Genomic DNA, 15,109 nt, shown 5'->3' with positions numbered 1-15,109 from the left:
CCGATTTACATGTAGACCCTGTTTATGAACGGCCGGATTGTGATATTGGCGCTCTAGAACAACAAATTGCCTTAGATGCGTTACGCATGTTTGAAAATAGCGATAACAACCCGTTTAATGCGGATGGCGTCACCACCAAAAATCCAGTCGATCGTTTAAGCATAGCTGCCGCCGCCGTATTTGACAGCCTTAAAAAACCGGCCGGCACTCCTGCAAACGATGCTTACAATGCGCGTTTGGAAGAAATTAAAAGAACCTTGCGTCTCGAAATTAGACCCGTTCCCAAAATGCTTGGCGACAAACTGGCCCTCGAAGGTGGCAAACAAATTTTTGAAGATAAACTGGTGATGGTATGGGGTTCTAAAGCTGATCCTAAAATCTTGATGAATATCGATTTTATCAATCATTATGTTACCAAACACAATGATTACCAGCCCGAAACCGTGGACGATTTCTTGTCTATTGCCTCCCCGTTTGCAATGACATTTAAAGATTTTGATCCTAATGCGGTAAAATTTGAAATTGGCCGTCCTTACACAACACAGGCCGATAAACTTTTAAAAACCACTACATTAGATGCCTTTTGGCAAATGGCGGCCACCCTTAAATCTGGCGATCAAACAAAACGCACCATTTTTGGCCCTCGTTTAGAAGAAATGAAACGTGAAATGCAAAAAATGTATGACACCATCATGGGCATTATCGATTTAGGTGGTGGCTATCAAATTGTACTCAATGCTACGGCCAGCCAAGACGGCAATGCTGTTAAAACTAATAACCCACTTTCTAAAAGACGCGCCCAAATTATTGAACATATTCTTAAACTCATGGCCAAGGAAAAGGGCATAGATTTAAGCGGTAAACTCCATGTACTTTCTACCGGTGAAAACTTGCATTGTTTACCTTCAAGCTACGATGACCAAGGTAATTACAAATACACCGCTTCCGATGGCGATTATAAAGAAGGCTCTGCCGAATATAGCAAAGACTCTACCGAAGCGATAAAAGATCGCGGATTACAATTGGTAATTGTTCGTCCCGATGTAGCTTTACCCACCAACGAACAAGAAATGGGAGAGTTTTACCAAGACCCTTATAACCACGGTTATGTGAGCATTTTTAACGTAGAAGACGGTTTTGTAGACTTTGACACCATCATCCGCTCAGCTAGCATTACCGGCGATGAAGTAATAGTAAATGGTGAGCATACCATTAGCACCAATGCAGCTAATGGCAATATCCCCAACTCTACCATTATTAGAGGCCAACTTGTTTGGCACACAGCGCAATCGAATGGCACAACAACAGCATCTGCCCCTATTACCCTTGAAGATGATTATGGCAATTTAGCCGACCACGGCCATCACTTGGGCCACGCCGATGATAAAGACCCTGCCGGCACCTCTACCCAAGGCTTTACTTATGTTAATGAAGCCGAAGTAAAAGCCGCCGAAGCGGCTTTGGAACAGGTACGAGATATTGTAACAGCCATGGAACAGGTGGAATTTAAGGTTCCCGAACAGAGAACAGCAATCGTATTACATTGGACAGACGTTAAAGACCTTGCACAGAAAAACAACACTGTATATCCGCCTTGTTATGTAGTGCTCAACGTCTTAGATAAAGACACGGCAAGCTTAAGAGAAATTACTGGTAAACTGAACAGCTTAAAAGATGATGAAGCAAACTTAAAGGCGTATCTTACAAAACATCCAAAAGGCCATAAACACGATATTGCTCAAACAACTTTAGAGCGTATTCAAACACTAATTTCAAAATATAAAGAACGTTACGATGCCTTTACATCGGCCGTTGCGTACGGACGCCAGGCTCTTGCTGGTACCGATGAACCTGTACCTGCACTCTCCTCATTTGAAGAAGCTCAAGCTGCTTTGGAAGAAGATATTTATAAACCTGATACTGAGGTTGATTTAAATTTAGACTCTAAAGATTCGTGGGCTACTATTAAGCTAGCTATTGAGCTCTCAATTCCCACTGAAGAAAATCAAACAACAGCAGAAAGTTATGACCCTGCCAGTGACCTCAACTTTGAGGCCACACGCGATAAATACATTGATATCAACAACACGTTGTTATCGGCTTATGCTTTTGTAAGAGATCCTAGCACCAAAGGTGCTGCCGCTAAAAAAGAGGCTTTGCTCACTCAAATAAGAACAGCGCAACGTATTTACGAAGCTGCCCTTGAAAGATGCAAAGCTTTTGAAGCAGACCGTACAGTAACTGTTACCTTGGACACAGATTACCAAGGAAGAAACTATGCCAATATTCAAATGTTTCAATTTAATTTAAGGGGTATAAACAGCAATGATGTAAAAAAACCAATAACCATAAAAGCCAAATTGGCTGATGGCACTATCTTACCGGACATTAAAACTGAATATTTTCTTGTTGAGCCGTCAACTGACCACAGCTATCACATATTATCTATACTAGAAAACCCACTAGCTAGTGGCACCCACACATACTACGGCGCCACCATTACCTTTGTTATTGAACTTCAAGGTGGAGTTAAAAAAGAAGTTGCCATTACTCTCGCTGATACAGGCGACCTATAATAAAACACATCTTCCTTACACTAATCCTTAACCCCGCACCCTCACAGGTGCGGGGTTGTGTATTTTAACGCTTTACGTCGTAAAATAGTGTTCCCTCCCCTATTTTTTATCCAAAACAACGCAACTTTTTACTGGCCATGCCGATAACTTACATATAGAAGCACAGGTTTTTACAGGGCATAAAAACTTCATTAAGAAACATAAAATAAAACCGGACAACAATCCGGGCATTTTTTGTTTGGTCTGGGCAGACCAAACAAGAAGGGAAAGAATATGGTTGATTCATTAAGAATAGCCCGGGCGGCATGGGCTTTTAACGCCATCGACGATACACTTTTACGCGCCAATTTAAGCGATGACTTATACAAACTAAAACCTGGCATCGTTTCTATTGAAGGAGAATTTGACTGGACTAAACCCAGATCGGAATTTACTGTTACCGAAGAGTTAGACGATTTTTACCGCGTTACCACCATTGAAGTATGGACCGACCCAAACTTTGGTATTCAGTGGGAAATTAAAAAAGATTCTAAATCTATTATTTACGAAGATTTCACCTGGCCACAATCAAACAGCAGCACCAGTGATGATGCTATGGCTTTAGCTGGTAGCCCAATTTTAGAAAAATTCAATTTTGACCCTTATAAAAATTATTTTATTCGCTATTACTTTACCCAAAATCACAACATAGGTGACGATGCAAGAAGCGATGATCTTTTGGAAAATGTGCATTATATCCAAGACGACCTCATGGCCTTTTTAAACGGCTCAAAAAACAATATAGATCATGCTTACATTTCAGCTTTTGTTAAAAATGTAGATTTAACGCAAGTAGCATGGGGCGAGTGGTATATTGTAAAACGTCTCCTGCGTCAGGCCGAAATAAAAATTAGGCAAAATTCTTCACAAAGCAGCAATGATATTTACATACCCAAATATCGTGAGTCATTTGATATCTTAAGCGAGTATCTTCGCAACCTTGCTTCCGCCGAATTTTGCTTAAGCACTTCTTCTTTTGAAAGAAGCATACTTACCGGAAGAGCCTTGCCTGTTTCACGTGATTACTGTGAAGGTTTTGAACGCGAATCAACGCGAGCTACAGATGCCAACCGGGGAATAACCAGCGTCACTCATCCCATATGGGGAATAGGCCATGTAACCGATTTTCTTTTTGATGAACCCGCTTCTACTATGCCACCTTCTCCTATTGATCCTGAAGCACCCAAAAGCATACCCGAAGCAGTCACACGAGAAGCCGTTGATACCGTTGTTACTTACTTACCTGTTTCACTAGAAAAACATCCGGATACAATTGCGGCATTGATAAGGCTTGGCGGGGATTGGGCCGAAAACGATCAAATTGTAAACGCCATTGGTTCTACATTAGAAAAATGGACGACCGTTATTTTAGAACAAGGTTTAGGTAGTGCTCCCGAAGCTATCAAGCAATATCTATTAAGCCATCAAGAAGAAATTATTGCTCAAATCAAAGAACAAATCCCTCAACAATTTGAAGCCTTACGCCCACTCTTACAACCCATTTTGGAAGCCATGACAGCCGATATCATCCGCGCCGCCGGAAGCAAGGAAGCCGTGGCCGCTTTGGATGAAGTGGCTCCCGTTCTTATGCAACACGGAGTTTTGGCTAGTGGCGATCCGCGTGTTGTAGCGGCTTATCAGCGTGTTGCCCCCAAATACATTACGGCCACGTTGGAAATTGTAAAAGACCTTCCTAACGATACCGAGTTTAAAAAACTTTTTGGAGAAGCCGCTCTTTCGATGATGGGTTTTACTACTCAAGCGTTAACAACTCTTAAAGATGATCCCACTTTCAAAGCGCAACTGGACCTTCTGAATGCAGCTGCTATTAATTTGGTGATTGGAGCCCTCAACCAACCCGGCACACGCGAGGCCTTTTTACAGTTGGTGGGCGTAGAAGGTGTTAAATTAACCACCGATGCTCTCACATTAGATACACCTAGCGCACAACAAGCCCGTCAAGCCTTGGTAGATGCCGCTATTATTACTGCGCAAGCCTATAAAGACAAAGTGATGGAAGTCATCATGCAGGATGAAAACGTAGCACAAATACAAGGCCTGCTGGAACAACTGATGGAACTCATGGATAAAGTAGATGCGTATGTAACCGAAAAAATGAATATCCGCCCGGCCAAGCCACCGGCACAAGGCCCCTTTAGAGATGAAACCGAAGCCTTGATGAGTACGGTTATTACCGACCCTGCGCGCTGGAAGGCGGATGGCAATACATTTCAATTAAATGGTTTTGCACGCACTCCTAACGATACAGCCAGCGAAGTTACTGTGTATCAGTTAGACGAATCTAACGATATGCTGCGCGAAAAACTGGTCACCGAAGGGAAATCGGGTGAAATTGGCGCCAAGCTTGTTACACACGACTTTACCAAAGAAGAATTCTTAAGGGCCCTTACCGACTATCCATTGCACGAAGCCCGTACCTATTATGTGGCAACCGGTAATGGTGGCCAATCGGTAGATCAAATTTTTGTAGCCATTGAAAAAGACCCAAAACACCGTGACGCCATTTATGACATGGATGGCAACGAACTAATTGCCGAACGCACCGACACTACAGAACAAAGTTTTCCATTTAACGATGGCCTTTATACCTTAAAGCGTAAAGATACAGGCGAGGTAGTTGCTACCGGTGTACAAAAAATGAGAGCTGGTTTAACAGGTGTGTGTTTAGATAACCGTTTGCTGGAAGGCAGCGGCTACGCTAACCCTCTTAATCCTACTTATCGTGATGAGGCAACCGGAAACCCCATCAGCACACCGGGTCAGTTTGATGTATACCAGTATTTAGATATGGGCATGGGTGTTTTTACATCCGAGGCTATTTCATTAAAACCCGTTATTGAAGGAAATACAGCATATCTCCCCTGGACGATAGCCACCGATAACTACAAGGAACAGCATGATAAAAGCGAAGATGAGCACAAACACAGCTATGATCTTAAAGTGGATGCCGGCGACTGGGCCTTTAATGAAGACACAGGCGAAATGTGGTATGTGGTGCTCGCCAGCGGCATTAATGTGGCTTATAAATTTGCACCCGATAAAGTAGCCCAAAACGTAGCCGACGGCCGCGATTTTGTGATTTGGCATAAAGCCATGCGCGAACAATATCCGGCATTACTGGAAGCCATACGCCGCGCAGCCGCCAAGCTGGATGAAATTAAGCACGAATAGATTTTTTTAAAAATAAGGGTTGATCTATTATAATGTACCTATATAATAGGTACATATGATAGAAGCCCTTACAGGAAGCCACACTAAAAGCGATATTCTCCTGTATTTAATCACCAAAGGGGGAACTACAGGCAGAGGCTTGGCTAATGCCTTAAAACGAAGCCCGTCCGAAATTTTTAAAGCACTTAAACCTCTTGTAGACGCCCGTATCATCCGTAAAAATAAGACTCCTCCCCTTTATTACTTTAATCACAAGCATCCGTTGGCCATGGGCATTACCCATATGGTTTATGAAGAAGCCAGCCATATAAAAAAACCCTGGCTGGTTCATTTTGCCGACGATAAAAAAGTAGACCCTGTGAGCGTTTATCAAATTGCAGAATTAAATAGATCCAATAAAATACCGTCCCACAAACCCCAAAACTTTTTTGAGGCCCTTCTCCATGCTAGAAACACTTTATAAAATTGTAAACCTCCTCAATGAAGCCGATATCGATTACTGTTTAATTGGCGGACTGGCCGTTATGCTCCACCACGGCCGTGCCAATACCGTGGATATTGATGTGTATGTTTTGGTAGATAATCTGGATGAAGTTAAAAAAATATTCACACAAAAAAGTTACGAAATTAAATCCATGGGCGAATATCAATTAAAAGGCAAAGTAGATAATGTCCCTATCGATCTTCTTTTTGCCGATGAGTATGTCGGAGCTGATGTTGTCAAACGGGCTAAAATTTCTAAACTAGGCGATAAACTGGTAAAAATAGCCACCCCTGAAGATATTATCGTCCTTAAAACCATTGCTAACCGAAGTGTGGACAGACGCGACATTGAAGAATTGCGAGAAATTTATGGGAAAAAACTAGATGAAAAATATATCGAAGCTAAACTCAAAAAGGTAAAGGAACTGCTCGCATGACCACCATAAAAAACCTTGATTTTTGTTTAACAATTGTTAAACTAGCCTTATGCTAGGCGTCAGGCTCAATCCCAAAATAGAAAAGCAACTTTCCCGTTATTTAGCCAAACATAAAACCACACGAAGCGAGGTGGTAAAACAAGCTCTCTCTGCCTTTATAGCCGAACAAGAAACAAACGACTGGCATGACGAGCAAACCTTGCTAGCCTTGGGCGAAGCGCTCAAAAATGATTTTGTTTCCGAAAAAGAAGCATTGGAATATCTAGATACCTGGGGAAAATGAAACTTTTATTAACCCCAACGGCCTATGCCGATTTAAACCGCCTCTATTCTTTTTTATCAATCCAATATCCAAAAGCCCTTAAAATGGCGGCTCTTCGTATTAAACAAGCCTTTAACATACTTAAAAAACACCCTCGTTCTGGCTACATCCTCACAAAATTCAAACCCGAAACTCGTGAATTTTTAATACCCTTTGGCCATGGACATTATGTAGTTCGCTATCGTATAAATGCTAAAAAAATTCAAATTTTACATTTATGGCATAGCAAAGAAAAACGACCAGAATTATGACAAAAACTATTCAACACATCCACCTCATCGCCATCTGTGGCACCGGCATGGGTTCTTTGGCCATGCTGCTTAAAGAAAAAGGATTCACCGTTACCGGCAGCGATCAAAACGTCTACCCGCCCATGAGTACCACGCTTGAGAATGCGGGTATCAAAATTTTTACCGGCTTTAAAGCTGAGAATCTGAATCCCAAACCTGACTTAGTCATCGTGGGCAACGCTATTTCCAAAACCAATCCCGAAGCCATGGAAATGGAAAAGCTGGGATTAAAATTCATGTCGTTTCCCCAGGCCATGGGAGAATTTTTTATTAAAGATAAAAAATCCATCGTCATCTCCGGTACCCACGGTAAAACCACCACCACAGCCCTCATGGCGCATCTTTTAAAAGAATTAAAAGCCGATCCGGGTTATTTGATTGGTGGCGTGCTGCATGACGGACAAAAAAATGTACATGACGGCAAAGGCGATTATTTTGTGATTGAAGGTGATGAATATGATACCGCGTATTTCGATAAAGGACCCAAATTTTTACACTATCGCCCCTACTACACGCTTATCACTTCACTGGAATTTGATCATGCCGATATTTATCGCGATTTAGATCATTTAACAGAATCGTTTGTAAAGTTGATTGATAAAACGAACCCCAATGGGTTTTTGTTGTTGAACACGCATTATCCTAAACTTATTGAATTAAGAGGGCGAGGCAGGGCCTCGCCCCTGCCGGAGATGTCCACATATGGGATTAATGGAAAAGGCGATTGGGATGCACGCGATATTGAATTCCATCCTGTTCTTCCAGGTGATGCCAAAGCCATCCCCACCACTTCTTTTAAAATTTTTTACAAAGAAAAACTGGAAACAACACTGACAATTCCTATGGTTGGTTCCCATAACGTACAAAATGCTTTAGCTTGTTTTGTGCTCCTCAAAAAATTAGGTTATCAAAACGATGCCATCCAAAAAGTTTTCTCTACATTCAAGGGTGTCAAACGCCGGCAAGAAGTGCGCGAAAAAATTGGCGACATTTTAGTGATGGATGATTTTGCGCATCACCCAACAGCCGTTTTAGAAACCATTGCCGCCGTTAAAAAGGCTTATCCCCAGCATAAACTGTGGGCCATTTTTGAACCACGCTCCAACTCCAGCAAACGAAATGTTTTCCAGGAAGGTTATGGCAAAGCATTTGACGAAGCTGACCAATCCATTATTGCCAATGTGTTCATGCCCGAAAAAGTACCCGATGGAAAAATTTTGGATGTGCCGCAAATTGTTGCCGAAGTGTGCGCCCGCGGTAAAAACGCCATCAATTTACCCGATGTCGATGCCATTATAGCGCATGTGGTAAGCCATATTACCTCACCTGCTGTTCTTCTTATCATGAGTAATGGTGCCTTTGGGGGAATTCATCAAAAGATGGCAGATCGTTTATCGCTAATCGCAAAATAAAGATTCTTTTCGATAGGCGATACACGATTAGCGATAAGCGAATTTCCCTTTCCTTTTTCGTAAAACCATTTTAAATTTCAAGAACTTGTTAGGGGTTTGTTTTTGGAAAAAAAATCGTACAAAAAGCGTCATTTACTGTTCAAATTTTTACTGCTCACGGCATTTGTGATGACGCTCTCCCATCTTGTTTTAAACAATAAACGCTTTCAAATTTTTGCATTGGCACAACTGGAAAAACGAACCGGCATTGAAATTAGCTGGGACAATTTTAATTTTACAGCCTTAACGGGTCACTTTAGTGGTAAAAACTTAAGAGCCTATATTCCCAAAGCCAATGCCACTATTAGCCTACAAGATTTTTCTATGGCTATAGACCCTATTAGGCTTATGTTTAAAAAAGTTCATCTCTTAAATCTTAATGCAAATAGTATTAGTATCACTATTGAAGAATTTCCTTATTCGCCCATGGTAGTTAAAAAAGGACGAACTCCAAAAAATACCTCTCAAAACTTAGCGTATCTTATTAACACCTTTCAGGTTGCGTCTTCCGACATCCAGTCTATTACTCTTAATTTGCCAGGTGATAAAAAAATAAGTTTAGCCAGGCTTCAGGGTAAAAGTGTGACCCCCTTCTTTTTATACACACATAAAATTGATTTTGTATTTTCCGACTTTGCCTATACATCCCCCAAAATTGATTTATTTTTTAAAATGTTTAAGGCGTACGGTTCTTTTAAAATGGATGCCGATGAAGAAACCGGTGACACTAACCCAAAATTTAACGGCACGCTTGATATTACCGAGATTTTTTCCAGTTTCTACAAAACCCCAACACCATGGAATACCGATACGGCTTGGGACGATTCTTTAAATCCGTTAATTGATAAATTTTATCCAAACGGCTACCCACCCGATAGAGGCTTTGCCGCCATCAATAAAATTTATTTCCCACTTTCCTATCAAAAAAATGAAGTTAGTTTAAATAATGGTTTAATAGATGCTTTTGGCGGACTCATCAATCTGACGGCCTCCTACAACAAAAATAACGGAAAAGTAGATTTAGATTTAACAACCCCTAATCATCCGCAACTAAGTTTATTGCCTCTTGGCAAAGCCAACTTTAAACGTGCCTACCAAGAAGTCAATTTAGCCTTAACAGCCAAGGGTAAAATAAAAGATATCACAAACGGCAAGGCTGGCCTTAATTTAAAAATAAATCTTCTCCATAATTTAATAGAGGCAGAAGCTGGCAATTTAAACATAGAATCAAAAGCTAATTTTGAAAATGGACTTATTAAAATAAACAGTTTTGATGCAGTTCTTGGCAATGGCAAACTAAGTGCGCGAGGTACAGTTAATTTAAAAAACAATGAGCTCGATACTTCTGTAAACGGCAGCGATTTATCGGCACTTACTATTATTCATTTTTTTTCAAGCATCGATATTCCCGGCAAAGCCGACATAAAGGGTTCTATCACGGGAGCACTTAAAGATCCTGTTTTTAATCTTAATTTAGATTCTGCCGATTTTGGCTACGAAGGCTTAAACTTTGGCAGTTTTAATGGCACACTTTCAATTATTAATAAAAACCTGGTACTGCATGGCAACAGCCTTTTAAACGGAAGCGGTCGTGGAAATTTGGATTTGCGCATTGTGCAGGTATTTAGGCCAAGCTTACAACAGGTAGATTTAAAAACCAGCTTTACGTCTCTTCCGGCAGGCCCTCTTATTAAAACCGATGTACTTGACGGCACTGTGGACGGTTTTTTTAATTTTACAAAAAACAAAGGTAATTACGATGGCAACGGCGACGTCACTCTTACTAACGCCTCGTGGTATGGTATCCCTATTGCTAAAATAAATGGTAAGCTTAAACAAAAAGATAAAACCTTGACCGTGGCTCCTTTAAGCATTGTATGGAGTGATCAAGAAAGCCCACTAACCATTTCTAAACCTTTTGTTTTTAACTTTGATAAAGGTGGCTACAACTTTGAGGGAAATGTTTTAAATACCGTTGCACTCAAAGGTTACTATAGCAAAGTAAATCCCGATTATCTCAACATGCTGTTTACAGCATCTAATACCGACATCCATTTTTTATCACCTCTTCTTCCTTTTGATATCAACAAAATGTCCACCGCAGGAACTTTTGATGTAACCTACAAATTAAAAGATGCAAGTCACACCAAAATTAAAGCGGCTCTTTCTAGTTTTGAACTAGGCGGCGAAGAAAAGAGCATGCGTTTACTGGGAAAAGCCGATTTACTATTGGAAGACCAAAAACTTAATTTTAACAACACAGCCTTTCAAATTGGTTCTGGCAAACTAACAGTAAGCGGCTATGCCGGACTAAAAGCCGATTCTAATTTAAAATTAACGGGACAAATTGATTTATCTCAACTTACCGATCTGAATGCCTCGCTTGGTGAATCTGAAGGTTTAATAGGTTGCGATCTTACTGTTTTAGGAATGCTTACCGACCCCTCTTTTCAGGGATCACTTAACTTTAACAAAGCTGGTTTTGTATTACCGTTTTTAGCAGGTGATTTAGCTAATACTACGGGAAAAATAAATTTTGATGGTAAACGCGTATCTACCGATAAACTTCATCTCGATTACCAAGATGCGCCTGTCATTTTAGCGGGCTGGATAGAATGGAACAAAGATAAGGAAATTGTTGCTGCTAATTTAAATATAGATGCTAAAGAAATCCCCTTTTCAAAGCCTGATACATGGCACATGCTGGGTGATTTAGACGTGAATATCTCCGGAGCAAATAAGGAACTTAAATTATCGGGAAACCTTAACGTTGTAGAAGGACTTTACTACAAAGATTACAGTATTAGCCAATTTGTTTTAAAGCCGGTGGGAGTCTCCATTGAAGAAAAATCAATTGCCGATAACCCGTTTTTTAAAAATATGCTTTTTGATCTCAATATTAAAAGCAGCGGTGATTTAGTAGTTAAAAACAACTTGGCCGATCTAAATTTAATTGGAAATGTTGAAATGACAGGCTCCCTAGACAAGCCCATATTAGATGGCACTGTAGATGTTTCGGAAGGCGATATCCATGCTTTTGGTATTGATTTTGACGACACATCAGGTTTTATTACTTTTCACCCTACTCAGGAAAACGCATGGCTTGAATTTGTAGCACGCCATGCTATCCAGGATTTTGAAGTAAGGGCCATCTTTAAAGGCCCCATGGATAATTTGAGTTTAAGTTTAGAATCAACTCCCGACTTAAACCAAAACGACATTGTATCCCTTATTGCCTATGGCCGTACGCCCGATCAATTAGCACAAAACGATCAATCTCTTTTTTCCACAAATGCCATTGCGTCTCAAGTAGTTGGACTTTTGCAACGCCCTCTCTCAAAAGCTACCAAATTAGATATAGTAAAGCTGGAAAATCGTTACGACCGTGTAGATCCATCTGTTTCCCGCTTTTCAATAGGCAAAAGTGTATCAGATAGAGTAAATCTGGCGTTTACTACCGATTTATCGTTGGATGAAGCTTATAAAGGTTTTGTAGTGGAGTATCGTTTATTTGATAACTTACTTTTAAAAGGTTCTAAAGACACAGGATTTAAATATCGTTTTGATTTAGCTTGGCGTTTACAGGCTTACTAAGAAAGTGAATGGTGAATGGTGGATAGTGGATGGCGCAAAATAATCAGACTTCAATTACTGATTGTATTTATGTTGGCAAGCGTATCGGCTTATGCATCCCCTCTTACGCTTAAAAAAATAAATATCACCTCTTCCCTTATTAAATTAACACCTATTGAAGTACGAGCTTTGATTCCCGCTCGTGAAGGTGAACCTTACACAACCGGTAAAATAAGCGACATTACCGAAAGTCTTAAAAAAACAGCTCTTTTTGAAAAAGTAGAAGGAAGCGAGCTCATAAAAGGCTCGTTGGCAACTGTCAATTTAAACATTGTTGAGGCACGTCTTATTCGAAAAATATCGGTTTCTGGCCATATGCCACTTTTAGCAAAAAAAATATTGCGACTCTCTCTACTCCAATCTGGTGAACCTTATATTGCAGAAAAGCTAATTGAAAGCGAAAGCCGCATTAAAGAATTTTTTGAAAAGCGCGGAGCCTACAATACTAAAGTTTCTATCATACCCACCATCGACCATAAGCATGAGGTGGTTAACCTTAAAGTAAAAATTCACCAAACCTATCCCTTTACTTTGGGAGAAGTAACCATTACCGGCAATGAATATTTATCTACCCGTTATATTCTAAGAAAATACTTTTCTTTTTACAAATATACATATCAAAAAATTAAAAGAAAAATAGATCGTCTTAAACAAGAATATATTGATAAAGGCTTTGTAAGAGCAAGGGTTACACTTGACGAAGCCGTTTTTAACCCAAAAACGGGCAAAATAGATGCCGTTATTACCGTTAATGAGCGTAAAAATATTGAGTTAAAATTTGAAGGCAACCACTGGTTTTTAGATGCCACTCTAAAAGAACTAACTACCTTTGTTGAAGAGCGCGGGTATGATCGTTTTTCTATAGAAAGAAGTCGCGATAACATTGAAAAGTTTTACAAATTAAACGGTTTTTCGGAAGTGAGCGTAACCGACGAAACAAAAAAACAAGACAACAATGTTTTTGTTATATTTAAAATAGAGGAAGGCCCTCGTACACGCCTAAAAGATGTAGATGTTTTGGGCAATAAAAAGGTAGGGGAAAAAGATTTACTCAAAAATTTTAAAAGCAAAACCCATTCCATTACTCGGCAAGGTTTTTTCCAAGAACGTTATATTGAAACTGATATAGAACAATTAATACAGGCTTATATAGCAGAAGGTTATTTTGACGCTACCATTCTGAGTTGGCGTGTATTACGAAACTCTTTCAAAGATCAGGCTGTTTTAGAAATTAAGGTAAATGAAGGTCCTGAATATAAAATATCTTCCATTTCAATTACAGGAAACAACGCCTTTAATACCGATATATTAATTGATGAAAGTGGCCTTAAAATTAAAAAAGGATTTAGGCAAAAAAAGATTGATAAGGCCATAAAAAAAATAACTGAGCTTTACGCAAATCATGGTTATCCATTTTTTAAAATTTCCATTCAAAAAATACCCAACGCTAAAACCCATTTAGTAGATGTTATATTTAATATCACAGAGGGGCCCAAGGCCCGTTTTGGGCAAATTATTATTGAAGGTAATCTTATCACGAAGGAAGGAGTTATTAGAGAAGCTTTAACCATCAAAAGCGGAGATTTATATCGCTATAAAAAGCTACTTAATGGACAACTTTATTTAAAGCGTTTGGGCATATTTGATTATGCACGGGTATCTCCCATTGACATTGATACACCCCATGACACAATTGATATTTTGGTAAAACTGCAAGAATCTAAAAGCATTACAGCAGATGTACAGGTTGGCTACGATTCCGATAAACTTGCATCGGGGCAACTTATTTTAACCAAGAAAAATATTTTTGGATCGGGCAAGCAACTTCAATTTAGGGGGGTTGGCGGTTTTGAATTATCACGCGGCGAAATGACAATTTCATCTCCTCGCATTTTTGGTGCAAGCTGGAACCTGATAAACCAGTACTTTGTTCAATACGAAGATGACACCAATTTTAACGCTACCTCTTTTGGAGGTTTTTTGGGTACTGTTAAACGTTTTGGATCAAACTGGACTTTATTATTAAAATCGCAAGTAACCCGATTTAACATTTTTGAAAGCGAATCTAATGTTCAAGCCCTTCAAGACAATTTGTTTGATAGCACCTTTGCCGAAAATACTATTTCTGTCACTTACGACAGCCGCGATAACTTTGCCAACCCCTATCGTGGCCTTTATGCCATTGGATCTACAGAGTTTAATACCGATTTGGCCAATCTTTCCAATAATTTTAACCGCCTGGAATTTAAAGGTGCTCATTACCTAGGATTTGCGAACCGATTTGTTTTGGTCAATAATTTTAGATTGGGAAAAATTCTACGTATCCACAATGCGCCTCGTATTCCAGCTACAAAACTCTATTTTATGGGAGGCAACGATACAGTAAGAGGTTTTGATGAAGATGCCATTGACGATTCAGGTGGCACAACAAGTATCATTTATAATGGTGAACTACAGGCTCGTGTGTTTGATTCTATATACCTGGCAGGATTTTTTGATGCAGGATCCTTAAGTGATTCTTTTAACGATTTGTCTTTTAGTCATTTTCGTGAATCGGCCGGAGTAGGATTGCGCTATGTAACACCAGTGGGCCCTATTCGTTTAGATTATGGCTTTATTCTAGACAGAAAACCTAATGAACATAAGGGCCGTCTTCATTTTTCATTTGGATATTTCTTCTGATACA

At 39.8% G+C, this 15,109-nt stretch carries 9 protein-coding genes; all 9 read left to right on the top strand.

Going from position 1 to position 15,109, the window contains the following annotated elements; all coding sequences use genetic code 11:
• Positions 1 to 2,576, top strand: a 2,576-nt coding sequence (locus tag K1X76_10295) for a hypothetical protein (protein ID MBX7149457.1), incomplete at its 5' end; no start/stop codon positions are given.
• A 273-nt stretch (positions 2,577 to 2,849) separates the two neighbouring features.
• The gene (locus K1X76_10290) at positions 2,850 to 5,807 is read left to right on the top strand and encodes a hypothetical protein (protein ID MBX7149456.1); all 2,958 of its coding nucleotides are present in this window, start codon (positions 2,850 to 2,852) and stop codon (positions 5,805 to 5,807) included.
• A 55-nt stretch (positions 5,808 to 5,862) separates the two neighbouring features.
• Positions 5,863 to 6,270, top strand: a complete 408-nt coding sequence (locus tag K1X76_10285) for a hypothetical protein (protein ID MBX7149455.1) — start codon at positions 5,863 to 5,865, stop codon at positions 6,268 to 6,270.
• Positions 6,251 to 6,727, top strand: a complete 477-nt coding sequence (locus K1X76_10280) for a nucleotidyltransferase (protein MBX7149454.1) — start codon at positions 6,251 to 6,253, stop codon at positions 6,725 to 6,727. The genes K1X76_10285 and K1X76_10280 overlap by 20 nt, the downstream gene beginning before the upstream one ends.
• A gap of 49 nt (positions 6,728 to 6,776) precedes the next feature.
• Positions 6,777 to 7,010, top strand: coding sequence for a hypothetical protein (locus tag K1X76_10275; GenBank protein MBX7149453.1), 234 nt, complete (start codon positions 6,777 to 6,779; stop codon positions 7,008 to 7,010).
• Positions 7,007 to 7,300 carry a type II toxin-antitoxin system RelE/ParE family toxin gene (locus K1X76_10270; protein MBX7149452.1) on the top strand — a complete coding sequence of 98 codons (294 nt, stop codon included), beginning with the start codon at positions 7,007 to 7,009 and terminating at the stop codon, positions 7,298 to 7,300. Before K1X76_10275 ends, K1X76_10270 begins: the two co-directional genes overlap by 4 nt.
• Complete coding sequence (locus tag K1X76_10265; protein MBX7149451.1) at positions 7,297 to 8,751, top strand: UDP-N-acetylmuramate--L-alanine ligase; 1,455 nt, start codon at positions 7,297 to 7,299, stop codon at positions 8,749 to 8,751. Before K1X76_10270 ends, K1X76_10265 begins: the two co-directional genes overlap by 4 nt.
• Before the next feature lie 102 nt (positions 8,752 to 8,853).
• On the top strand, positions 8,854 to 12,384 hold the full coding sequence (locus tag K1X76_10260; protein MBX7149450.1) for a translocation/assembly module TamB domain-containing protein: 3,531 nt from the start codon (positions 8,854 to 8,856) through the stop codon (positions 12,382 to 12,384).
• Between the two features lie 15 nt (positions 12,385 to 12,399).
• Positions 12,400 to 15,105 (top strand): outer membrane protein assembly factor BamA, encoded by a 2,706-nt coding sequence (gene bamA / locus K1X76_10255; protein ID MBX7149449.1) that lies wholly within the window; start codon positions 12,400 to 12,402, stop codon positions 15,103 to 15,105.
• Positions 15,106 to 15,109 lie beyond the last annotated feature (4 nt).

The sequence above is a fragment of the bacterium genome (assembly GCA_019695305.1).
Lineage (GTDB): Bacteria > UBA10199 > UBA10199 > UBA10199 > JAIBAG01 > JAIBAG01.
This window is presented reverse-complemented; position numbering and strand designations above follow the sequence as displayed.

Bases quoted from the DNA above. Each gene is read 5' to 3' on its own strand.
- K1X76_10290 (MBX7149456.1), top strand. From the start codon at position 2,850: ATGGTTGATTCATTAAGAATAGCCCGGGCGGCATGGGCTTTTAACGCC.
- bamA (MBX7149449.1), top strand. From the start codon at position 12,400: ATGGTGGATAGTGGATGGCGCAAAATAATCAGACTTCAATTACTGATT.
- K1X76_10285 (MBX7149455.1), top strand. From the start codon at position 5,863: ATGATAGAAGCCCTTACAGGAAGCCACACTAAAAGCGATATTCTCCTG.
- K1X76_10270 (MBX7149452.1), top strand. From the start codon at position 7,007: ATGAAACTTTTATTAACCCCAACGGCCTATGCCGATTTAAACCGCCTC.
- K1X76_10275 (MBX7149453.1), top strand. From the start codon at position 6,777: ATGCTAGGCGTCAGGCTCAATCCCAAAATAGAAAAGCAACTTTCCCGT.
- K1X76_10280 (MBX7149454.1), top strand. From the start codon at position 6,251: ATGCTAGAAACACTTTATAAAATTGTAAACCTCCTCAATGAAGCCGAT.
- K1X76_10265 (MBX7149451.1), top strand. From the start codon at position 7,297: ATGACAAAAACTATTCAACACATCCACCTCATCGCCATCTGTGGCACC.